Here is a 21,516-nt window from a genome sequence, read left to right as displayed (position 1 = left end):
CATCAGCTTCCTCAGACGGAACAAACCGAATCAGAGCATAAGATTGGCATGGTATCGGATAGAGTTATAAAGATTTGGATAGCTAGCGTTTTGGTGTTTTTTGTGATGGTGGAAATCTACCAGTGGGTTAGACACGTAACTCTACCACTACCAGTGTTTATCTTAGCAGGAGCCTTATTAGCGATCGCTTCTAACTATGGCAAGCATCCAGGCTGGATTTTTCGCCAGCCTTCCTTTCCATCTGATTCATCTGCTCCTAATCTAAGCCAAGACAGCCAAGACCAAGACATTACCAATACTGCTAAATTAAACCCTACAAAGCAGTCCTTATTTCCTACCTTGCCTATCCAACAAAAATCAATTTCTTTTATTATTAATCGTCCTTTTCAAAAAAAGGATTAATGAATTCTTAATTTTTAATAATTCATCCTTTATCAAGCGATGCAGCGCGGTCTTGGGAAGGCAGCGCCGCCAAAGGGGGTTCCCCCGGAGACGAAACCTTAGATAGGGTCGCCTTTATAGTTAGCAGGTTATGCAGAAAAGGGTTCAATATTTGTTAATAGCGTGATTTGCGCGGTCTTGGGGGTTTCCCCCATGAGCGACTGCATCAAGACAAGGCTCCACTATCTTACGGTAACTTGGCCGTAGGCCACGCTTGGCCGTAGGCCACGCCAAAGGCGAACGCGAACAAACCATGAGCGACTGCCGTGGTTTCCCCCATGAGCGACTGCATCAAGAACGGTTCATATTCCGCTTCATTTGCTCCAACTCTTCATCCATTTCCCAGCTTTTAAACTGTTGCTCTAAAGGGTCTACACCAGAAGGAATATTGTATTGGTTACTCTTGGTTGTCTGATTCCAGGCAAATGTCTGGGAGTTCCCCTTCGGCTGAGCACTTGCGCGAGCTGCTGCTGTATCTCTAGCTTTAGCCTGCACTTCAGCGCGACGGTTTTTAATCTGTTCTTGGAGTTCCTTGGCTTTAGTAATGCGCTGTTTAACCCCTTCCATCTGACCCCAAAGCTGATTGCCTTGACGTAACAGAGCTGCTTCTCGCTCTTGAGCTCCTTTAGCCAAATCAAATCTGTTGTGGGACTTAGCCTTTTCAATACGCTCATGCCAACGTTGAATGTCTTTGGCAACGGCGAGAATTTGGTCTTGCAACCGTTTTTCCTGTTGCTGTAAGTCAATAATTAGCCGCAGTGTGTCTTTTTCTTGCTCGCGCAACTGCTCCTCTAGTGCCTGTAACTCTAGATGAGGATTGTTGCGGAGAAATTCTTCTAGACGACTTTCTAGAAATCGATTCAGGTCTTCAAATAGTCCCACTGCACCACTATCCTAGATCCTATTAGATCATATATCTTTCACTCTGTTATATCAACATATCTCAGCTTATCTGAAATAGCTACAGGAATGCTAAATATAGTTAGTTAATAATAGTTAATTTAAGTGACCATTGGGGTTTTTGCGATCGCACAAATTGGGTATGCGATCGCATACATAATATAACCCACTACAAAATACCATTGGCAATTGGCAACCGAGCCATCCTGTTCTTAATTTCCCTAGAGCGTTATAATTTGTTTTTTACATTCGATATGGTGATTTATTACAGTCATGATCTTACATAGCTAAAAATGTTGTCCAACGTAAATTGAACGAACTTCACCATTGCGTCGAATAACTGCTTCCTGATTATCTACAGAGACTAGAGTCCAACCGCTATTAGCAATTGCTTCCCCCAGCTTAACCCGTTGGGTAACACCATCAATTTTAAACAAAGCAGCAGATTGTTCTCCTAGCTCCAGTAATCCTACCAAGGTATGTTTGATAGCAGGTGATGTTCGTGGGGGAGGTGGGGGGGTAGGGAGTCGGTCAAGAGTAGCGGTGGGCAGGGGGTCTGGCATTGGTGGTGGCGGTAATTCTACAATAGTTGGTGGCGGTGGTTCTAGAACAGCATTTGACGGAGGTTTCGGGATTGGTGATGGGGATGGTGTAGGTAATGGTGTAGTAGCAGGGGATGGTGTGACTGGCGCTGAGGATGCTATGGCAGGATCAGGGGTTGGAACCTTTTCAATTGGTATGTAATAAACTCGTTCTAAGACACGTTCTTTGATAGCAGTTGGTGCTGCAGTTGCTGCTGAGTTAGGAGCTACCGGAGGATTGGGAGGCGTGGGGTCTGGTAATGATTGAGCGATCACAGTTTTTTTGATAGCTTCTGCTTTGCGGTCAATTACTTCTAGCGATCGCAACATATAGTTAATAAACTGGGCATCATGTTCTGAGACTTTGCCTTGTTGTAATGATACCAAAGCCACCAAGTTGTTCAACCATGACCAAGTTAGCTTTCCTTGGCTAGTCAGCCACATCATTGTGATTGCGGATAGGGACAGTAAGGCTAAAGTCCATAGGAGCTTGTCTAAAAACCGACTAGAGTTATCGGCGATAGTACTAGAGTCAGTATCTGCCGTTGTCGTTTGCAACTCACTTGAGGTGGTTTCGGCTAACTCCTGGGTTGCGGGGAGTGGCGATTCCAGAAAGGGAATGATTGCTGCTGATATGGGAATTTTCGGGATTGCTATCGGTTCTAAGGAGACATAGTCTGGCTCAGGGGGTTCTCTCGGCAACTCGCAGCCGTTTTCAATCATTTGGTACAGATCCCCAAATAAATCATCCATTAACCTATCGGCTTCAGCATCTACCGACCATGGCTGAATGGGAAGGGGAGGGTTCAACCGCTCTGTTGATTTGTCTTTGGTAATCACATCCTGAGACATCGATGGTATGCTCTCGTAACTTTGACTATGACTATATCTTTGAGAAGATTATCTTCCGAGACCCAAAACTTTACTTTTCTATGGGAAGAATCCTCAAAAATCGGGTGTTGCTTAATAATGGAATGATTTGAATAGTTTTGTGGAATAGGCATCTTGTTGTGGAACGGGCATCTTGCCGTGGAACGGGCATCTTGCCGTGGAACGGGCATCTTGCCCGTTACAATTGCCAGGTAGGAGCCCACCCCACTCATATTCATTCATTGATTGAGCAATGCCGATCTCCTCAGCCCTAAGATTAGGAATCACTAACAGATTACCCTAAGATTAGGGAGCCACAACACGACTTAACTTTCGTTCCCGCACCTCTAGATATACCAGCAACGCATTGATATCTGCTGGATTGACCCCGCCAACTCTCGATGCCTGACCAATAGTCATAGGTTTGACCTGGCTAAGCTTTTCACGAGACTCCTTGGATAGAGTTTCTATAGCAGCATAATCCAAATCTGGTGGTAACTGCCGATTAGCTTGCCGAGAAACTTGGTCAATTTGCTTTTGCTGACGCTTAAGATAACCATCATATTTTAGATCAATTTCTGCTCCTTCCCGTTCCGACTGATTCAGGTTAGGGTCACCCAGTCCATATTGGTCTAGATTGACATAGTGGAAACCAGGACGACGTAGTAACTCAGCTAAGGTAATCGAGTTTTTGATCTTTTGCTGGGTATCGGATGCGATCGCAATTCCGATTGGATCATGTTCCTTAATCCGCACCGACTGGAGTCGGGTTTTTTCTGTAGTAATGTTTGCCTGTTTTTGTTGATACAGCTGCCACCTACGGTCATCAATCAAACCCAGTTTCCGTCCTAAAGGAGTCATACGGCGGTCAGCGTTATCAGACCGTAATAGTAACCGATACTCCGAACGGCTAGTCAGCATTCGGTAAGGTTCCCGCAGGTCTTTGGTACACAAATCGTCAATTAACGTGCCTATATAGCTTTCTTCCCTAGGAAACACCACCATTTCCTGATGGCGGACGTAGCGCACTGCATTAATTCCCGATACAATCCCTTGAGCTGCTGCTTCTTCGTAGCCAGTGGTACCATTAATTTGTCCAGCGCAGAACAATCCCTCAATTGTCTTAGTCATCAGTGTCGGATAACACTGAGTTGCCGGTAAATAATCATACTCAACCGCATAAGCAGGACGCAGCATAGCGCAATTTTCTAATCCCGGAAGAGTTCGCAATAGCTGCAACTGCAAATTTTCTGGTAATCCAGTTGAAAATCCCTGGATATAGAGTTCTGGAATATCTCGTCCTTCTGGTTCAATAAAAATCTGGTGGCTTTCTTTATCAGCAAAGCGCACAATTTTATCTTCAATACTAGGGCAGTATCGGGGTCCTTTAGCATCCACCCAGCCTCCATAGATTGGGGATAGATGAAGATTGTCCCGAATCAAGCGGTGAGTCTCAGAAGTCGTGCGGGTCAGATAGCAATTCATCTGCTCTCGTTCCACCCACACATCTGGGTCAAAGCTAAACCAGCGCACCTCCTCATCCCCTGGTTGAGGTTCCAAGTTGCTGTAATCTACGGAGCGCTTATCTACCCGTGCGGGGGTTCCCGTCTTGAGTCGTCCCGTTTCAAAGCCTAAGCGGTTAAGGGTTTCCGTCAAGCCAATTGCCGCAAATTCCCCAGCCCGTCCTGCTGACATGGACTTGTTTCCCACCCAGATCCGTCCACCCAGGAAAGTGCCAGTTGTCAAGATCACTGCCGATGCTTTCAAAGCCACACCGAAGTAAGTCTGAACACCTATCACCTCATCATTAGCCCCCAGCACCAAATCCGTGACCATGGCTTCCCGGAGAGTCAAGTTTTCTTGATTTTCTACAATCTCCTTCATCACAGCCGCATATTCTCGCTTATCCGTCTGCGCTCGCAAAGCCCAAACCGCTGGTCCCCGTGAACAGTTCAGTACCCGCTTTTGCAGGTAGGTACGGTCAGCCATTTTGCCTATTTCTCCACCCAAAGCATCTACCTCATGGGTGAGTTGAGACTTGGCTGGTGCTCCCACTGCTGGGTTACAGGGTTGCCAAGCAATTTTGTCTAGATTGAGGGTAAGTAGGATAGTACGACAGCCCAACCGTGCTGAAGCTAGGGCGGCTTCACAACCAGCGTGTCCCGCCCCAACTACAATCACATCAAAGGCATCTTGGAAATCTACTTGGGAATCCATGGGTCTAAGGAAGGATCAGAAATCAAAGGTGAGTAATTCCATACCAGAAAATGGTTCATTTTTTATAGTTTAATTTAAAAATTAAGGGTTTGGGTGGTCAGCGGTCAGCGGTCAGCGGTCAGCGGTCAGCTTAAAATAAACCCAGCGTAGGGAAAAGATTTGTGGCACAGGCTTTGGCCTTGGCCTTGGCCTTTGGCCACGCGGGGCGCGTTTGGCCACGCGGGGCGCGTTTGGCCACGCTGTGCGAACGACGCTGTGACCTAACTCAGCATTATTCGAATGCTTACCTATTTTATTCTTAACGGTTTCCTCCTCAATAATCGTGCCCATAGCACATAAGCTGATAGCTGATACGCGACACGCTGATAGCTAATAGCTGAACGCGCACGCGTGCCCGTAGCGCTAATCGCTGACCGCTGATAGCTGATAGCTTAGCCTTCAGTGATAATTTTTGGCACTCTGAAGAAATCACCATCCTGCTCAGGAGCTTCCCTGAACATACAATCCCTGTCAGTATAGGGTTTGAGAGTATCCAGTCGAGTCACATTGCTAATATCAATCGCCCGTGTAGTCGGCGGCACATCCTCAGTATCTAATTCACTAAGCTGTTGAAAATAATCGAAAATATTGCTCATCTGAGCCGCAAATTTCTCCTCTTCCTCTGCTTTGAGTTCTAAACGAGCAAGATTGGCTACTTTTTGGACTTGTTCGCGGTCTATCATAATTTGTTATATTGTGGCTTCAATGAACTTCTCAACAGTCAACACTAAAGGCTTAGCCCAAATCAAAGACTATAAAGACTATCAAGTTTAGTGAAGTACCCCAGCCTGCTTGACCTTTGGTCACGCTACGCGAACGCTGAGGCTGGGGCTTCCAATCTCAACTCAATCAGGGACGGTTTTATTCGTCTTTTGGGCTTCCCGCTTCATCCGCCGACGCCTCAAACAGAGGCGCGACCCAAGGCCGGGTTACCCGGCCATTGGAAAGCGCGCCTGCTGCAATACGGTCTTACTCAGCGTCCACAGGCAGACATCCGCCTTCCGCAGACGTATAGTCTTCTCGACAGACTCACCTTGGAATTACGACTCTGTGGTCAACCAGCCGGGGCTTGTCTCTTCCCGGAGACGAAACCTTAGAATAAGGCAGCCTTAATCATAAAGTTTTAACCCTTTTACCCATAGCCGACCAACCATAAAGGCTGCCTTATTCTTGCGGTAACTTCTGACCCTGAGCTCTGCTAGTACTTTGTACACCTAATGGTCTAAAACTGATAGGATATCAGACCGTTTATAAGGTAGCCTTTTAGTCAGTCAGGCGGGTCTTGAAGTTACCGTAAGGATAGTGGAGCCTTTATGGTTAGTCGGCTATGCATAAAAGGGTTAAAACTGTTTGATTAAGGCTCCACTATCCTAAGGTTTCGTCTTAGCAACCACTTTTATTCTAGCATGAATCGTGATGATTTGCATTATAAGTTGAGGCGCGACCCCGTAATTTAATTCTTCAAAGGTCAAGCGCGCCTCTATCGTCTCGCTATCCATCCCCACCTTTGAAGAAGGTGGGGAATTACGCGAGTTTTATTAACTAGAAGCTAGGAGTTAAAAGTAAACATCAATGGTAGAACGACCTGTAGTTTTCAGCCAGTTTTGGGCTTCAATGTAATTATTAGGAGCAAGGCGAATAGCTCGTTTCCAATAATCAGCCGCTTTGTCATAGAAAGCTTCTGCCCCCTCACTATCCCCAGCTTCCTTAAACTGTTCACCTTGATAATGGTAAATTACGGCTACATTATTAAGGGCCTGAGGCATACGGGGGTTGATCTCAAGAGCTTGATGATAGAGTTCTAAAGCACGCTCATGCTCACCATTACTGGCTTGAATCAGCCCCATGTTGTAGAAAATAAAGCTACGGTCGTTGGGGTCTTCCTCTAGTTCCAACGCTTTTTTGTAATTATCCATAGCTTCAGCATATTCCCCATCCGCTTGAGCTGACATCCCATCTCGGTAATAGACAAAAGCTTCCTTGGCTTGCTTATTGGTAGGGAGAACCTTTAAGAGGATGTCTGCCATCACTGTAAAGGTTTTATCGATAAAGTTATCGTTGCGTTGAGTGCGTGGCATAGTTGCGTGGGTCTATAGTCTTCACCTTGTAGATAATCCTATCTTGTGACGTCAGCATTTAGCTATGAACCTTTCCGCAGTTAGCTCAACAATCCAGGAAAACTTAAGCATTGGGCTGACTGCTGCAAGTACATGACTTATCCTAAACACCCCTCAATCAGGTGATAAGCGCGTGTAGTGCTATAGCTCAAGTAATGCCTGTGTTACCTAGAGCGTCAACTGACTTACTGTTCTATAACTTGATTATTCTTTAGCACATCTGGTTATATATGTCAATAAATATATTTGTTAAAATCTCAGTAAAATCACTTAGAATAAAAGCATGGTAGATGAACCCTGATAATTACCCCCGGAGCTCCAGTTTCCGGGGTTTTCTGATCGGCCTATAGTTACCAAAGCAATCCCTGCGAGCTATCTAAGGATTTTGTAGATTCCGATACTTTTTAGCTACCAAAATCTACTTTGCAGATTTTAGCCCACTAATGCAAGCTGCTCTCGCAGCCAGGGGGTATCTCCCAAGGCTAAACCCAGACGAAGCCCGGCTTAGCGCATAAATGAAACTCCACTCTGGACAATTTACGTAACTATCAAAACCTTGGTTATCGGCTTTAATTTAAGTTACAAAGTATCTTTAATGGAATTAAATCTATCCTTAAAGTCTAACTCATCTTTGTAGATATTGCAATGTTTTTGTAGAAAATAACCAACAGCAGCTAGCCTCTAAATCAATTAGTGAGTCACTTTTCCGGATATACGTGAAATCACCGAGAAAAGAGAAATGGTAGATGCACCCTGATAGTTACTCCCCGAAGCTCACGGTTCGGGGGTTTTTTTTACTACCGATATTCTAGATTTGTTATTTTAAGCATAAATACTGTAAGCCTATGCGCTACGCGCAGGCTACGCCAACAGCTTATGTGCTACGCACACGCGTGCGCGTTCAGCTAATGGGCGTAGCGCAATCGGTGCTTTTGAATAAAATAAGCACCTCAAGCAGCGTGAGCCATTGGCTCACGGCTGACCGCTGACGGCACCTCAAGTAGCGTGCCCATAGCGCATAAGGCGCTTGAGTCAATTGATAATTGATAATTAATACAGTTTTCGAGCAACGGTCTTGCCGCCAGTCGTCAATCATCCCCTCCTAAACCTTCCGGATACTGGAGAAGCAACTCAGAAGAAAGAAATGGTAGATGCACCCTAATAATTACCCCCGAAGCTCACGGTTCGGGGGTTTTCTTTTTAGGTGCGCTTTCCGCATCTAATTATTAAATTCGCCACGGGTCGCACCTGTAGATCTTGCCATCAGCGTCTCAGCTGGCTGTTGGCTAAGAGTAAATTTCTCCCTAGGTAAAGTCATCTATCTAATAGTAATTCTTCCGGATCTCAATCCCATCAATCAGAAGAAATAAATGGTAGATGCACCCTAATAATTCCCCCTGAAGCTCACGGTTCAGGGGATTTTTTTTTAGGTGCGCTTTCCTTGTCTTGATGCAGTCGCTCATGGGGGGAACCCCCAAGACCGCGCTGCATCGCTAGGCGAATTAAATTCGCCACGGGTCGCACCTGTAGATGTTGATATCAGCGTCTCAGCTGGCTGTTGGCTAAGAGTAAATTTATTCCGTGGGTTTTGTTATTGATTGACTAGTAAATTGACTAGTAATCCTTCCGGATCTCAATCCCATCAATCAGAAGAAATAAATGGTAGATGCACCCTGATAATTCCCCCTGAAGCTCACGGTTCGGGGGATTTTTTTTTTAGGTGCGCTTTCCGTATTAAGAATTAAATTCGCCACGGGTCGCACCTGTAGATATTGCCATCAGCGTCTCAGCTGGCTGTTGGCTAAGAGTAAATTTCTCCCGTGGGTTTTGTGATCCATCGAATAGTAATCCTTCCGGATATCCATCCCATCAATCAGAAGAAATAAATGGTAGATGCACCCTGATAATTACCCCTAGGCTCAACGGTTTGGGGGTTTTCTTTTGGAACAGCTGTCCAATTGCGATCAAAGCTAATAGTTACCAGAGACATTCCGGCAATTTTTTCGACTATTTTATTGGTCATAGTTCCGGAGATTAGTAAAGTAACTAAGAAGAAAGAAATTAGATGCAACCTGATCAACACCCCTGAGATCTGATCGGGAGTTTTTTAGCAGTAGATCAACTGCGATCTATGTCACTAGTTACTAGAAGCACCGTCTAAGAGTGTTTTTCAAGCATTTACTTTTTTGCAGATCAATTGCGATCTATGTCACTAGTTACTAGAAGCACCGTCTAAGAGTGTTTTTCACCCATTTACCTTTCTGAGTGCGGTTCCGATGTTGATGCTCTCACCGCCTAGAGCAAACTTCCTTATTATAAGGCTACATTGATGGGATTGACCGTAGATCACGCTACGCTATCGATGATTACTCAGAAAAGAGTGAGTGCCAAGTATATTCGCGCGTTAATCGTTTTTAATCCCAGCTCTGACGAGACTGGGTTTTCAAACTTCGCGCTTACTTGTGATCAAGTATCCCAGCTGTTAACAGCCAGAAATTTGGTAGTTTTTAGAATTAGTCCCAACCCAATATATCATAGCTAATCTGCTAACCAATAGCTATGGCTTGGGAGAAAATGGTACACCTAGACTATTTACCCTGGAGTAGGAGACGCTCCTCTATTTAATTGACCGACTACCCACTGATAAGTTCCATGTGCCAGCAAGTCCTTCACTAGTTCATAAGTAACGCTATAGTTAGACCTTGGCACGGTCAGTCAAGATTTCGTAGCCATCAGTTGTTACCAAAACCGTATGTTCAAACTGAGCCGATAGAGAATTATCGACGGTAACGACTGTCCAACGGTCAGATAGGGTGCGTGTGAACTTAGTACCAGCATTCAAAATTGGCTCAATCGCCAGAGTCATCCCAGCACGGAGCTTGACATTCGGCAATTCGCGGGTGCGGAAGTTGAACACTGAGGGGTCTTCGTGTAGATTTCGCCCCACACCGTGACCCGTATAATCCTCCACGATACTATAGCCATAAGTTTGGGCATGGTCTTCAATCGCACCAGCAATGTCTAGCAAGTAGTTCCCTGCTTTCACCTGTTCGATGCCCTTGTAGAGAGATTCATTTGCCACCTGAATTAATTGACTCGCTTCTGGTTTGACCTCTTCAATCGGAATAGTAATACATGAGTCCCCGTGAAATCCCTGATAGTAGGCACCTGTATCAACTTTCAACACATCACCACTGCAAATTACTTTCTTAGAACTGGGAATACCATGAACTACTTCGTGATTCAGGCAGGTGCAGAGCGAAGCAGGAAAGCCGTAGTAGCCTTTGAAACTTGGGGTTGCCCCCATCTGACGGATCCGCTTTTCGGCATAGGCATCTAAATCCGCTGTACTCATTCCTGGCTCAACCATCTCAGAAATTTCTTTGAGTACTGTTGCCACAATAGTTGCTGCCTGCCGCATGATCTCAATTTCACGCTCAGATTTGATTTCAACCCGTCGGCGTTTTTTCTTGGGACGGGAGGGATTAGTGGCACCGGAAAGCAGGTTACTTAGAATGTTCATTTGATAATTATTAGTTAATAAAGAATTATTAACTAATAATTATATCTTTCGATTTTCTGTCTATTTTCGCTTCCTAGCTCTATTGAGTAAAAAGTCCTAGCAGGATGGTCTCCAACACTTCACTAAGAAGAGGATAAATTCCCTCTTTCAACAAAGAGCTATTCCAGTTAACCACAACTTGACATTAATGGTCGATTTTATTTATAGTACAGATATCGGAATAGTTAATAAAACAAGGTTTAAAGTTAACTGATAAATAAGTGCGTTTGTACTACTGAAGCAGCATCTCTGTTAGGAATATCTTCTAGACGATTGAGACAACTCCTTCAAGACGGTCGCGTCCGGGGTGCCTATAAAAGCGGTAAATTCTGGATTATTCCTCTGTTCAACCATTTACCACAAATCATTAAGGCCAGCCGTGGCCCAAAGGGCAAGTGGCGTAGAAGTCGTCCTCCGGCTCTAGCTAAGATCAATGTCAATCGCAATCGCATTGGTAGCAACAACACTAAACGTCCCCAAGAGCGTCAGCCAGTGATTTCAGTAAAACGAAGCGGCAACAATCTATACGGCAACCAGGTGGAAATTCTTGGTCCGTGTCGGATTGTTTATCAACCGGATAACCCTCTTGATTGTGGGGCTCGTCTGTGGATTGACCTACGGTCACGCTACGCGAACGAAACCTTTAGTGATATTCACTTTATCGGTAGGAGTTTTCCGGCCACTGCCTAGTAGAAGGTAGGGTTATATTTACCTTTTTCCTGTTGCGTTTTTCCATAACAACACACTGCCTATACCTAGGATAACTAAGGCAAAAATCCCTACCGGCAACCACCACTGTAATAGTTGAGACTCTGATGGTGTAGCATTCTCGAAGGATTCTGAGAAGGATTCTGAGTGCTGGTTAAATTCAGGTTCAGTGTCAGGAGTTGGGACAGTCGCAGTTTTTTTCCCAGGAGTGACTGTAACGTCGTACTTGATCTCAAATGGCTTAAAACTAGCTCCTGATTTAGGAGTACCGCTTAAAACTAACTCATAGACTCCCGCTTTAGGAAAGACTAGATCAGCTCCAGGAATACCTTGATATTGTTCGGCTGATATAGCTTTCAGCTGTGGCTCAAGGATGGGGGAACTCCCTAAGTCTGATGAGGATTTAGAGTAAACCACTAGTTGACAGTCACATTGGTCTAGGGGAATTCGTTGGCCCCCTTGGCGAGTAAGGGCAAACCATGCTAGAGCAGGTTCTCTAGCGCGAGGATTGTGATTGGGTTCAATGTGGAAGGTAGCACCGACATCGGCAGACGTTTTAATGTTGTGAGAAATTATCGGAAAATACTGCTGAGTTCTGAGTGCTGAGTTTTCAGTAGAGGAAATGTGCGATCGCAGTTGAATGGTCATGGGGGTTAACTGTTAATGCTTAAATTTCTTTAAAGATGCTCTTAGCTCCTAACCATAAAATGCCGGAGATAGAGGGGATATCGATCATAAGACATCAATCTTTTGATTAGAAATTGCTAAAAATTCACAATAAGGAAAAATGACTGATGATAATATTTACCATAGTCTAAAGTTAATGAACATAAGCACGGAATGGTTTTAGATTTGCTGCTGGTCATGAGCCTAGGGTTTCTGGGCAGTTTTGGTCACTGTGTGGCGATGTGTGGACCTCTGACAGTGGCGTTTTCCCTATCTCAGCAGCAGGAAAAGTCCCCCAAGTGGATGCATCAGCTGGGTTTTCATAGTCTACTTAACCTAGGACGAACAATTAGTTATGCTCTAGTCGGAGCTGCACTTGGGGGTATGGGTTCGGTCTTGATTGCCAGTGGTCAGTTGGCTGGGATTGGCAGTGGATTGCGCCAAGCCATGGCAATTCTGACTGGTTTAATGCTTATTTGGTTTGGCTGTGTGCAGCTTAAACCCGATTGGATTCCCCGTCTGCCCCTATTACACCCCCTATCTAAAGGGATTGGGCATCAACGGTTGACGGTCGCGATGACTAAACTGTCTGGGGAATCTCATTGGTGGACACCAGCCCTGTTAGGAGGAGTCTGGGGTTTGATGCCCTGTGGCTTCCTGTATGCTGCTCAGATTAAAGCAGCGGAAATGGGTAATCTCTGGTGGGGAGCAGCAACGATGCTGGCCTTTGGACTGGGAACGATGCCCATGATGCTAGGAGTGGGTATATCTGCATCTAGACTCAGTGTTAGCAAGCGCAGCCAGCTGTTTCGCCTAGGAGGCTGGGTTACCCTCACGATTGGTATTTTAACCCTTCTGCGTACCGATGCTATGGTGGATTACACCGGTCATGGGGCGCTGCTGTTACTGATGTTAGCTTTGATTGCTCGTCCGATTAGTCGTTTGTGGGCTGGGCTGTTACGCTATCGTCGGGCTTTAGGAGTAGGGGCATTTGTGTTGGCGATCGCTCATACATTTTTTAGGCTAGACCATGCCTTGAACTGGAAGTTAGATGCCATGGGGTTTATGTTACCGCAGCATAAGTGGGGTCTGTTAGCAGGAATTTTAGCGCTCGTGTTGATTACCCCAGCTGCCCTCACGAGTTTTGACCGCTTACAAAAGGGTTTGGGGAAGCTTTGGCGACGGATTCATTTATTGAGTATCCCTGCTTTAGTCCTAGCTGCAATTCATACCGTGATGATTGGTTCGAGCTACCTTGGACAGTTAGCTTGGAGTGGGAACAACCAACTCAGAGCTGTGAGTTTGGGAATAATTACCTTAGGAGTTTTGCTAGTGCGATCGCGTATTGTTTGGTCAGGGTTATCCCTAGAAAAGTTCTACTTTCCCCCCAAATCTTGGTAATGGTCACTGATTCTAAACTGAGCTTTTCACCCATGCACTTCAGTATTATCTATTCAGTATTACCTATAGTTAGCGATATTTTCTCTGCTCCAAGCTAAACCTATCCAATTTAGATGTAAAGTAGCTATAAGGTTATTTTTTAGTGGGCTTTATGGGATTTCGAAATTGGTTAACTGCTACAGCAGTAGCTTGTCTGATTTGGGTGATCAGCTCGGCATTTGCGCCCCCTGCTTTGGCTGTGATCCGCATTAAACTCTTCGATTTGTCTTCCCAGGAGTGTCCCTCAGAAATCGGGCAAGGCATGGTGACCGTTGGTGGGGGGTCGGCTAGGCAGGCTGGTTGCTATCTGATCAAGGGTAAAGCCAAGAATCCCACTAACAAAATGGTGCTTGATGCTGATGTTTCTGGTCGTATCTACGATGCTAATGGCAATAATACCTTCCCAAATCGGAGTCGCGTAGGGTCAATTGATGAAGTGCCAAAAGGGATCAGTGATTTTGAAATCCGGGTTACAGTTCCTGCTAATGTAAAAACGCCTCTGATCCTTAAGGGTTTTAAGGCATCCGGTTTTAGGCACAAAATCGGTCGGTGATTAGCTTAAAGGGGGATTAAGCCCACGCTGACGCTTCTGTTTCAGACGTGGGGCTTCTCCCCGTTTAAGCTAAAACGCCCCAGCTAAAATTTGTAGAAGGAAAATCGCCAGTATGGGGGAAAAATCTATACCTCCAAGGGGTGGAATGAAGGAACGGAAAATATTCAGGTAAGGGTCAGTAATTGGACTTAAGACAGAAGCGACCTGATTCGCCCAATCCATTGTTTGAAACCAAGTTAACAGAATTCGGACAATTAATAGAACTAGATAGATTTGGATAAAGCTCTGGAGAGTGCTAGCCAACAGTTCTGTAGCCATAGATTTATAAGCTTTCTTACTAAGTTTTTATCTTAATGTTAAGTTTAACGAATTTGAGCACCCTGTGCCTGAATACCAAGTCAGTAAAGCTTTAACATACCTACAACAGAATAATTTCACGGCTCAAGCACCCTTTCCTGTGTATTTGCCTCAGCTTGACCTTTTACTGTGCTGACTTGTTGACGTACATCGTCAATTGCTGAATTCAGCTGGGCAATTTTGTCTTCCAAACTCTGACGTGCCGCTTCAATGCTTGCTTCTGCCTTTAGTTCGCGCCTTCTCGCCCTAATTGCCTTAGGGTCTGAGCGCTCCGAATTTAACAAAGACTGATCTTCCTCATCGTTTTGATTACTTTTGCCAGCAGTAACCAAAACGCCGATTAATCCACCTACCAACCCCCCGACTACTGCTCCAGTCAGGAATCCACTTGCAAAACCATCTTGCTGACTCATGTTGCTATGTTGCCCTTGATTTTAAAAATGCAGCTTTTATCCAGATTAACCCATCAAGTTTGAGAGGATCTTGCTGATTAGACAAGGGGTTTGCTACCAGCCCTTAATTATATAGTATCGTATCGGAAGCCTTTTGAACAAGACTTTGAAAGCCCGGTCTGGTAAGCGAGGGGGGAGTGTGAACCGAGGATGCCTGATCAGGAAGTCTAGGTAGAGGTGTTCCAGGCAACACCTCTACTATCAGTTGGATACTATCAGTTGGATTTGCAGTCTAAGTCTGTGAGGGTAATAGGGCTTAGTTGCTGCTCAGGTCAAGTTCCAAAAGCGCGATCGCCTGCATCACCCAAGCCTGGTACTATATATCCCTTAGCATTGACTTCCTCATCAATCATGCCAGTGTAGATGGTCAAACTAGGATAATCTGCCCCCAACTTTTGTAAGGCTGGTGGTGCTGCTACCACGCTAATAATCCGTGTTAAGTCTGGTGTTGCTCCTCGTTTTTTCAGTTCTGACATTGCTAACATCATTGTGCCACCAGTAGCCAGCATCGGGTCGAGAACTAGGATTCGTGTATTTGGGTCAAACTGATTGGGTAAGGTATTCAGGTAAAAACTGGCTTGTAAGGTTTCCTCATTTCTAACCAGACCAAGGTGATAAACCGATGCCAAGGGCAGCAACGTTTGGGCTCCATCTAAGAGCGCTAGTCCAGCCCGCAAAATTGGCACAACTACGATGGGCACTTCTGGGTTCACCATAGTTACCTTGCACGGCGCTAGGGGAGTTTGCACTGTTAGTTCTTCATTCGGCAACCAATCCCGCATTGCTTCATAGGTCAACCAGCGTCCCAACTCGGTCATAGCGCTTTTGAACAATGGAGGTGGTGTCGAGGCATCACGGGCAACCCCTAGCCAGTGCTTAACTAGGGGATGGGGTGGGACATAGACACGTAGTTGGAGAGTCATAGGTAGTAACTATAAGAATTAGTGAGAAACAAATTAGGTAGTGTTAAAGGAATTGGGCAGTAGGGTTTTTCGGAATAACCACAAGTCTTAATCTAGTTGATGATAGTTTCAAGTTTTACATTGATGAACAAAGTATTAACGATAGTTTGCTTGATTCAAGCAAACCCTATACAAGTTGTCAAAATACAGACAGCACTCAAAGGGTTTGCGGATGCTTGTAACTATGCCAATAATACTGTCAAGTCGTCAATTACAAGTAAAAACACCCTGTCAGCTCACATATAAACCTGAAGGGGTGAGCGGGTGTGGGCGGGGGCGCGGGGTGTCATGATTGCCTTAGTTCTCAAAAAGTCAGGACTTACGCACACAATCCATGGGTAGGGTGGGCAAGGTTTTGTCCACCCTACAGGTAGGGTTAAATTGAGGGATTTGCGTAAGTCCTAAAAGTTTTCCTTACAGGTTCGCCTACACCCAGTAAGGCTAACAAGGCGGCGTTGCTGATTCTGGGTATGGTTTTGCCCCCCTAGCCCCCCAAGCGAGCAATCCCTCGCTTGGGGGGAAAAAGACTTTCTTGCGTCCCCCAAAGTTGGGGGACCAACGGGGGCTTGACCAAAACCAGATGATCGCGCATTCATTCCTTGATTCAGCAATGCCAACAAGGCTGGTTGTTAGCCTCCTAGGTGGGATGGTTAGCTAACACTTCCGACACTTCCGACACTCCCGACACTCCCCTTTCAAGAAAACTATTTTTGATTATGTTGACATTTTTTTTCAACAAGATTATAGTAGTAATAAGTGTTCTCCTCTCATTAAGGATAGGCGGGTGGGACCGGTACGCAGCAGCAGGCTGGTGCCCACTTTTTTTTTTGCATTAGTAATGAACTCTTATATCAACAAGAAACGCTAAACTCAGATCCATCAGTTAATCTATTTAAATTACTAATTCCATGACTGCTGGATCCCAACCTTGCCCATCAAGCAATCAATTCCATACCATTTCCAATCAATCGGTATTTGATACTATTGTGATTGGCTCTGGTATTGGGGGGCTAGTAACCGCAACTCAGTTGGCAGCGAAGGGAGCGAGTGTGCTGGTGCTAGAAAGCTATATCATTCCTGGTGGTAGTTCGGGTTACTTCGAGCGAGAGGGGTATCGCTTCGATGTGGGAGCATCAATGATTTTTGGGTTTGGCACCGAAGGGACAACCAATCTACTTACCCGAGCCCTTGAGGCTGTCAATGTCAGTCTGGAAACGATTCCAGATCCAGTACAGATTCACTATCACCTCCCTGGTGATCTAGAGCTCAAAGTCCACCGAGACTATGAGAATTTTTTGCAAGAACTTACTGCTCACTTCCCTGACCAACGCCAAGGGATTCGCAAATTTTACGATGAATGCTGGAAAGTGTTTAATTGCCTGAATGCGATGGACTTACTGTCCTTGGAAGAAATCCGCTATTTGACCAGGGTATTTTTCCAGCATCCCTTGGCTTGCTTGGGTTTAGTGAAGTACCTGCCCCAAAATGTGGGAGACATTGCTCGCAAGTATATTAGCGACCTTCAGTTGCTGAAATTTATAGACATGGAATGTTATTGCTGGTCTGTGGTACCTGCTGACAAAACACCGATGATTAATGCTGGAATGGTGTTTTCTGACCGACATTACGGTGGGATTAATTATCCGGTAGGAGGTGTAGGAAAAATCGCCCAAAAACTAGTGGAGGGATTGGAGAAAGCTGGAGGTCAGATTCTTTATAAAGCTCGAGTCGGGAAAATTCTGGTGGAAAAGGGTAAGGCAGTGGGTGTCCAGCTAGTCAATGGTAAAGAGTATCGAGCAAAACGAATTGTTTCCAATGCTACCCGTTGGGATACATTTGAGAAATTCCTGCCAGCTGACCAGATGCCAGCAGCTGAGCGGAAATGGCAACAGCGTTATCAGAAATCACCGGGTTTTTTGAGTTTACATTTAGGGGTAAAGGCAGATGTTTTACCACCTGGTACAGAGTGTCACCATATTGTCCTAGAAGACTGGGAAAATATGGAGGATGCGGAAGGGACTATTTTTGTTTCGATTCCGACCTTGCTTGATCCCAATTTAGCTCCAGAAGGCTATCATGTTTTCCACACCTTTACCCCGAGCTGGATGGAAGATTGGCAAGGGTTATCCCCTCGTCAGTACGAACATAAGAAGGAAGAGGCCGCTGGAAGCTTAATTGAGCGACTGGAGACGATTTTTCCTGGTTTAGATGCTGGATTGGATTACATGGAGGTGGGTACACCACGGAGTCATCGACGATTTTTGAACCGTATGGATGGAACCTATGGGCCAATTCCTAACCGCAAGTTAATGGGATTGTTGGGAATGCCGTTTAATCGCACTGCTATTCCAGGGCTTTATTGTGTTGGGGATAGTACCTTTCCGGGGCAGGGTTTAAATGCAGTAGCGTTTTCGGGATTTGCTTGTGCTCACCGTATTGCTGTGGATTTGGGATTCTAGGTAGAATACTTTTTAGGGAACTTCGGAGCTGGGAGTAGGGAGCTGGGAGCTGGGAATAGGGAACAGGTAATAACCAATTTAAATGCACATTAGCTTACCAATACTATTTTGATTAAGAATAATTTTTAATAATAATTGTTAAGGTTGCGATCAGCAAAGCTGATCGCAATTTTCGCTCCGTTAACCATCTATTCACCATTACCCGATCGTTTGCCAACAATTGCGGTACTGGATCTTGATTATAATTGATGACTAAACCATAACTTGCTTGGTTGTAGACATTACTAAATTATAACTGTAACTATAGTAATGGTTCTGTATCTCCAGACTTCAGCGGTAAGACAAATTAGGGGATGGGAGCTGGTAAATTAAATCCATACAACGATGATTTATCTAGAGCTCAACAATCAAGGTCAAGTACTTCGTTTTTCTCTTGAGAAAGGATTTTATCGATTAGGACGCGATCGCACTTGGTCAGATTTCGATATTCCTGAAACAGGCTGGACTATTGTCTCCCAACGCCATGCTTTTCTGCTTCAAGAGGGAGAGGATTATCGCATTTTTGATGGTGATGGGGGAAATCCCAGTACTAATGGACTATTTGTTAACCACACTCGTATCACTGATGGGTATCTTCTCAAGCATGGCGTAGAGTTGACTATTGGACAAAATCCTCGGGACTACATTCGCCTCACTTATTTTAATCCAGCCCATAGTCAACCAAGGATGACGCCAAATAAACGGCAGCTTTCCTTGGCAAGTGTGCAAAATTGGCCACTGCAATTGGGTCGTTCTCCTAATAATCAACTTTCCCACTCTTGGCAATTAGATGCACCTACAGTTTCCTCCCTTCACGCTACCCTTATCAAGATTTCCGAAGGCAATTATCAGATTAATAATTATAGCAGAAATGGAACCTTTATTAATGACAAATTAATCCATAAACCAGTCTTACTTAAGGATGGGGATACGATTCGGATTGGTCCGTTTATATTACTATTGAGGCAGGATACTTTAGAATTAGTTGACCAAGGGAATCAAATTCGGATTGATGCTGATAAATTGCTGCGCCAGGTTAATTATAAATTAGGCAAAAAACGCACTATCCTGAATCAGGTTTCTATGCCCATTGAACCAGGTCAGTTAGTGGCGTTGGTAGGAGGTAGTGGCACTGGGAAATCTACGTTACTGAAAACGCTATTAGGAATTGCACCAATTACTAATGGTACTGTATTTATCAATGGCCAAGATTTGCGACAGCATTTTAATCAGTACCGGTCACAAATTGGCTATGTTCCTCAAGATGATATTGTGCATCGGGATTTAACGGTAAAAGAAGTACTAACCTATGCCTGTCAATTACGATTACCACCAGATACTGATGTGAAACAGGTGGTGAAGCAAACCTTGTCACAAGTGAAACTGGATTTTGTGAGAAACACTCTTGTGGGTAATCTGAGTGGGGGACAACGGAAACGAGTCAGTATTGCTGTGGAATTATTGGCTGATCCAAAACTGTTCTTTCTCGATGAGCCTACGTCTGGTCTAGATCCAGGACTGGATAAGGAAATGATGCAGCTATTGCGAGAATTAGCGAATCAGGGACGAACTGTGGTGCTGGTGACTCATGCTACTGCGAATATTGACGTATGCGATCGCATTGCCTTTATGGGTCGGGGTGGACGGTTGTGTTACTTTGGTCCTCCCACAGAAGCCATGGACTTTTTTAAGATGCCATCTCCAGACTTAAGATACTTCCCTGATATTTACCTGAAGCTAGAGCAAGGGGAAACACCGGAGGAACTTGAGCAGAATAGTGAAAACTGGCATCAGCGGTTTCTCAGCTCACCTGCTTACAAGACTTACATTTCAGCACACCTCAGTCCTGGTCAAAGGTTGCCATCGACGTCAATCCCTAGCAAAAGTGCTAGTATTCCTGTTTTCAAGCAACTCAAGCAACTCAAACTCAAGCAACTGCTGTTGCTCAGTCAGCGCTATCTAAAACTAGTAGTGCGGGATATGCGGAGTGTTGCCCTAGCTTTACTAACTGCTCCCATTGGGATTAGCTTGATTATTCTGACCTTGTCAGGGAAAGACCCTTTAGCTCAACTGAATTCTCCAGACATCACCCAAGCACCTCTAGCGCTACAAGTACTGTTTATTTTTACCTGTGCTGCCCTTTGGGTAGGACTATCTAGTTCACTGCAAGAAATTGTGAAAGAGTCCAGTATTTATGCCAGAGAGCGACTGGTTAATTTAGGGTTATTTCCCTATCTTGGTTCCAAAGTATTGATTCGGTCTGGCTTAGCTCTTTTACAAACTATCTTGATTGTTACTATTGTGCTCTATGGGTTTAAGTCACCTACCTCTGAACTACTGGATTGGAAAATTGGCTTGGGAATCACTACTTTTTTAACGATTATCGCTGCTACCAGTTTAGGTCTGATGGTATCGACATTAGTTAAAAATGAAAGTGAAGCCAATAATACTATACCATTAATTTTGCTACCCCAGATTATTTTTTCTGGTGTTATTTTTAAACTAAAAGGATTAGCCAGTACACTATCTTGGCTGATGGTAAGTCGTTGGTCAATGGGAGCTTACGGTGCCCTGGTAAATGTGAATAGCATGGTACCAGAACAGTCTTCCCGATTCGGATTAAAGCTTCCCCCTCCTCCCTTTGAAGCAACACCCGTTTATGATGCCACTTGGCAAAATTTGAGTCTTAATTGGCTACTATTGTGTTTACACATAGCGATTTATTTAATTATCGCTTTTCGATTACAGAAGCGGAAGGATATTTTTTAAGCTATCAGCGGTCAGCGGTCAGCGGTCAGCATTCAGCATATGCGCTACGCGCACGCTACGCGAACAGCATTCAGATGTAGGGTGGGCAGTGCTTACCTTGATGATTTTTAGGTTTTCAATTAGTCTGATGCACTGCCCACCAGACAGATGTAGAAAGATGTAGGGTGGGCAATGCTTACTTTAACGATTGTCAGCTTTTCAATTAGTATAAACACTCCCAACCAGAGGATTAATTTTATAGTTAATTCTCTGGTGGGCAGTGGTTACTTTAACGATTGTCAGTTTTTAAATTGGTGTAAAGTACTGCCCACCCTACAATTAATCTCTGATAATAATAACACAAAAAATAATCAGATATCTTTTTTATAACCCTCTCGACAATGT

At 44.7% G+C, this 21,516-nt stretch carries 18 protein-coding genes; 7 read left to right on the top strand and 11 right to left on the bottom strand.

The genetic code is table 11. From position 1 onward, the window contains the following. Positions 1–48: 48 nt before the first annotated feature. Positions 49–402 (top strand): hypothetical protein, encoded by a 354-nt coding sequence (locus tag BJP34_RS14930; protein WP_070393022.1) that lies wholly within the window; start codon positions 49–51, stop codon positions 400–402. A 330-nt stretch (positions 403–732) separates the two neighbouring features. Here BJP34_RS14930 and BJP34_RS14925 read toward each other — a convergent pair whose 3' ends face one another. Together BJP34_RS14925 and BJP34_RS14920 are read right to left on the bottom strand one after the other, a co-directional pair. After that, positions 733–1,323, bottom strand: coding sequence for a TIGR04376 family protein (locus BJP34_RS14925; protein ID WP_070393021.1), 591 nt, complete (start codon positions 1,321–1,323; stop codon positions 733–735). Positions 1,324–1,628: 305 nt separating this feature from the next. Beyond that, a complete protein-coding gene (locus tag BJP34_RS14920; protein WP_070393020.1) occupies positions 1,629–2,774 on the bottom strand; it encodes a hypothetical protein in 1,146 nt (381 codons plus the stop codon). Positions 2,775–2,776: 2 nt separating this feature from the next. Between BJP34_RS14920 and BJP34_RS48900 the strand changes: the two genes are divergently transcribed. After that, on the top strand, positions 2,777–2,905 hold the full coding sequence (locus BJP34_RS48900; RefSeq protein ID WP_267876573.1) for a hypothetical protein: 129 nt from the start codon (positions 2,777–2,779) through the stop codon (positions 2,903–2,905). Between the two features lie 193 nt (positions 2,906–3,098). Here the strand turns inward: BJP34_RS48900 and mnmG are convergent, their stop codons facing one another. The 5 genes from mnmG to map form a co-directional block, all read right to left on the bottom strand. After that, positions 3,099–5,009, bottom strand: a complete 1,911-nt coding sequence (gene mnmG / locus BJP34_RS14910) for a tRNA uridine-5-carboxymethylaminomethyl(34) synthesis enzyme MnmG (RefSeq protein WP_070393018.1) — start codon at positions 5,007–5,009, stop codon at positions 3,099–3,101. Positions 5,010–5,440: 431 nt separating this feature from the next. Then, the gene (gene gatC, locus BJP34_RS14900; protein WP_070393016.1) at positions 5,441–5,731 is read right to left on the bottom strand and encodes an Asp-tRNA(Asn)/Glu-tRNA(Gln) amidotransferase subunit GatC; all 291 of its coding nucleotides are present in this window, start codon (positions 5,729–5,731) and stop codon (positions 5,441–5,443) included. Positions 5,732–6,604: 873 nt separating this feature from the next. Then, positions 6,605–7,126, bottom strand: coding sequence for a photosystem I assembly protein Ycf3 (locus BJP34_RS14895; protein WP_070393015.1), 522 nt, complete (start codon positions 7,124–7,126; stop codon positions 6,605–6,607). A 1,912-nt stretch (positions 7,127–9,038) separates the two neighbouring features. Continuing rightward, positions 9,039–9,188, bottom strand: a complete 150-nt coding sequence (locus tag BJP34_RS43350) for a hypothetical protein (RefSeq protein ID WP_158517224.1) — start codon at positions 9,186–9,188, stop codon at positions 9,039–9,041. 672 nt (positions 9,189–9,860) lie between these two features. Further along, complete coding sequence (gene map / locus BJP34_RS14890) at positions 9,861–10,688, bottom strand: type I methionyl aminopeptidase (protein WP_070393014.1); 828 nt, start codon at positions 10,686–10,688, stop codon at positions 9,861–9,863. A gap of 252 nt (positions 10,689–10,940) precedes the next feature. Between map and BJP34_RS14885 the strand changes: the two genes are divergently transcribed. Beyond that, positions 10,941–11,417: a DNA-binding protein gene (locus tag BJP34_RS14885; protein WP_070393013.1), complete on the top strand. Its 477-nt coding sequence runs from the start codon at positions 10,941–10,943 to the stop codon at positions 11,415–11,417. 18 nt (positions 11,418–11,435) lie between these two features. Here BJP34_RS14885 and BJP34_RS14880 read toward each other — a convergent pair whose 3' ends face one another. Beyond that, positions 11,436–12,083 carry a hypothetical protein gene (locus BJP34_RS14880; protein WP_083305185.1) on the bottom strand — a complete coding sequence of 216 codons (648 nt, stop codon included), beginning with the start codon at positions 12,081–12,083 and terminating at the stop codon, positions 11,436–11,438. A 192-nt stretch (positions 12,084–12,275) separates the two neighbouring features. Here BJP34_RS14880 and BJP34_RS14875 point away from each other — a divergent pair, with 192 nt between their 5' ends. Beyond that, complete coding sequence (locus BJP34_RS14875) at positions 12,276–13,502, top strand: sulfite exporter TauE/SafE family protein (protein ID WP_070393012.1); 1,227 nt, start codon at positions 12,276–12,278, stop codon at positions 13,500–13,502. A 151-nt stretch (positions 13,503–13,653) separates the two neighbouring features. Next, positions 13,654–14,094: a hypothetical protein gene (locus tag BJP34_RS14870; RefSeq protein ID WP_070393011.1), complete on the top strand. Its 441-nt coding sequence runs from the start codon at positions 13,654–13,656 to the stop codon at positions 14,092–14,094. Between the two features lie 69 nt (positions 14,095–14,163). Here BJP34_RS14870 and BJP34_RS14865 read toward each other — a convergent pair whose 3' ends face one another. The 3 genes from BJP34_RS14865 to upp all read right to left on the bottom strand — a co-directional run bounded on the left by BJP34_RS14865 (position 14,164) and on the right by upp (position 15,826). Then, positions 14,164–14,412: a YggT family protein gene (locus BJP34_RS14865; RefSeq protein WP_070393010.1), complete on the bottom strand. Its 249-nt coding sequence runs from the start codon at positions 14,410–14,412 to the stop codon at positions 14,164–14,166. A gap of 116 nt (positions 14,413–14,528) precedes the next feature. After that, a complete protein-coding gene (locus BJP34_RS14860) occupies positions 14,529–14,864 on the bottom strand; it encodes a hypothetical protein (RefSeq protein ID WP_070393009.1) in 336 nt (111 codons plus the stop codon). 311 nt (positions 14,865–15,175) lie between these two features. Continuing rightward, positions 15,176–15,826 (bottom strand): uracil phosphoribosyltransferase, encoded by a 651-nt coding sequence (upp, locus tag BJP34_RS14855; RefSeq protein ID WP_070393008.1) that lies wholly within the window; start codon positions 15,824–15,826, stop codon positions 15,176–15,178. Between the two features lie 947 nt (positions 15,827–16,773). Here upp and crtH point away from each other — a divergent pair. Both crtH and BJP34_RS14845 read left to right on the top strand, forming a co-directional pair. Continuing rightward, positions 16,774–18,324 (top strand): carotenoid isomerase, encoded by a 1,551-nt coding sequence (gene crtH, locus BJP34_RS14850; RefSeq protein ID WP_070393007.1) that lies wholly within the window; start codon positions 16,774–16,776, stop codon positions 18,322–18,324. Between the two features lie 384 nt (positions 18,325–18,708). Continuing rightward, positions 18,709–21,132, top strand: a complete 2,424-nt coding sequence (locus tag BJP34_RS14845; protein ID WP_070393006.1) for an ATP-binding cassette domain-containing protein — start codon at positions 18,709–18,711, stop codon at positions 21,130–21,132. The last annotated feature ends 384 nt before the right edge of the window (positions 21,133–21,516 follow it).

It is taken from the genome of Moorena producens PAL-8-15-08-1 (genome assembly GCF_001767235.1).
Taxonomy (GTDB): Bacteria; Cyanobacteriota; Cyanobacteriia; order Cyanobacteriales; family Coleofasciculaceae; genus Moorena; species Moorena producens_A.
This window is presented reverse-complemented; position numbering and strand designations above follow the sequence as displayed.

What these genes read in the sequence shown, in the direction of transcription:
- gatC (WP_070393016.1), bottom strand. Translation starts at nt 5,731, where the DNA reads ATGATAGACCGCGAACAAGTCCAAAAAGTAGCCAATCTTGCTCGTTTA.
- BJP34_RS14930 (WP_070393022.1), top strand. Translation starts at nt 49, where the DNA reads ATGGTATCGGATAGAGTTATAAAGATTTGGATAGCTAGCGTTTTGGTG.
- BJP34_RS14870 (WP_070393011.1), top strand. Translation starts at nt 13,654, where the DNA reads ATGGGATTTCGAAATTGGTTAACTGCTACAGCAGTAGCTTGTCTGATT.
- BJP34_RS14895 (WP_070393015.1), bottom strand. Translation starts at nt 7,126, where the DNA reads ATGCCACGCACTCAACGCAACGATAACTTTATCGATAAAACCTTTACA.
- mnmG (WP_070393018.1), bottom strand. Translation starts at nt 5,009, where the DNA reads ATGGATTCCCAAGTAGATTTCCAAGATGCCTTTGATGTGATTGTAGTT.
- BJP34_RS14865 (WP_070393010.1), bottom strand. Translation starts at nt 14,412, where the DNA reads ATGGCTACAGAACTGTTGGCTAGCACTCTCCAGAGCTTTATCCAAATC.
- BJP34_RS14875 (WP_070393012.1), top strand. Translation starts at nt 12,276, where the DNA reads ATGGTTTTAGATTTGCTGCTGGTCATGAGCCTAGGGTTTCTGGGCAGT.
- BJP34_RS14860 (WP_070393009.1), bottom strand. Translation starts at nt 14,864, where the DNA reads ATGAGTCAGCAAGATGGTTTTGCAAGTGGATTCCTGACTGGAGCAGTA.
- BJP34_RS14845 (WP_070393006.1), top strand. Translation starts at nt 18,709, where the DNA reads ATGATTTATCTAGAGCTCAACAATCAAGGTCAAGTACTTCGTTTTTCT.
- map (WP_070393014.1), bottom strand. Translation starts at nt 10,688, where the DNA reads ATGAACATTCTAAGTAACCTGCTTTCCGGTGCCACTAATCCCTCCCGT.
- upp (WP_070393008.1), bottom strand. Translation starts at nt 15,826, where the DNA reads ATGACTCTCCAACTACGTGTCTATGTCCCACCCCATCCCCTAGTTAAG.
- BJP34_RS14880 (WP_083305185.1), bottom strand. Translation starts at nt 12,083, where the DNA reads ATGACCATTCAACTGCGATCGCACATTTCCTCTACTGAAAACTCAGCA.
- crtH (WP_070393007.1), top strand. Translation starts at nt 16,774, where the DNA reads ATGACTGCTGGATCCCAACCTTGCCCATCAAGCAATCAATTCCATACC.
- BJP34_RS43350 (WP_158517224.1), bottom strand. Translation starts at nt 9,188, where the DNA reads ATGACCAATAAAATAGTCGAAAAAATTGCCGGAATGTCTCTGGTAACT.
- BJP34_RS48900 (WP_267876573.1), top strand. Translation starts at nt 2,777, where the DNA reads ATGGTATGCTCTCGTAACTTTGACTATGACTATATCTTTGAGAAGATT.
- BJP34_RS14920 (WP_070393020.1), bottom strand. Translation starts at nt 2,774, where the DNA reads ATGTCTCAGGATGTGATTACCAAAGACAAATCAACAGAGCGGTTGAAC.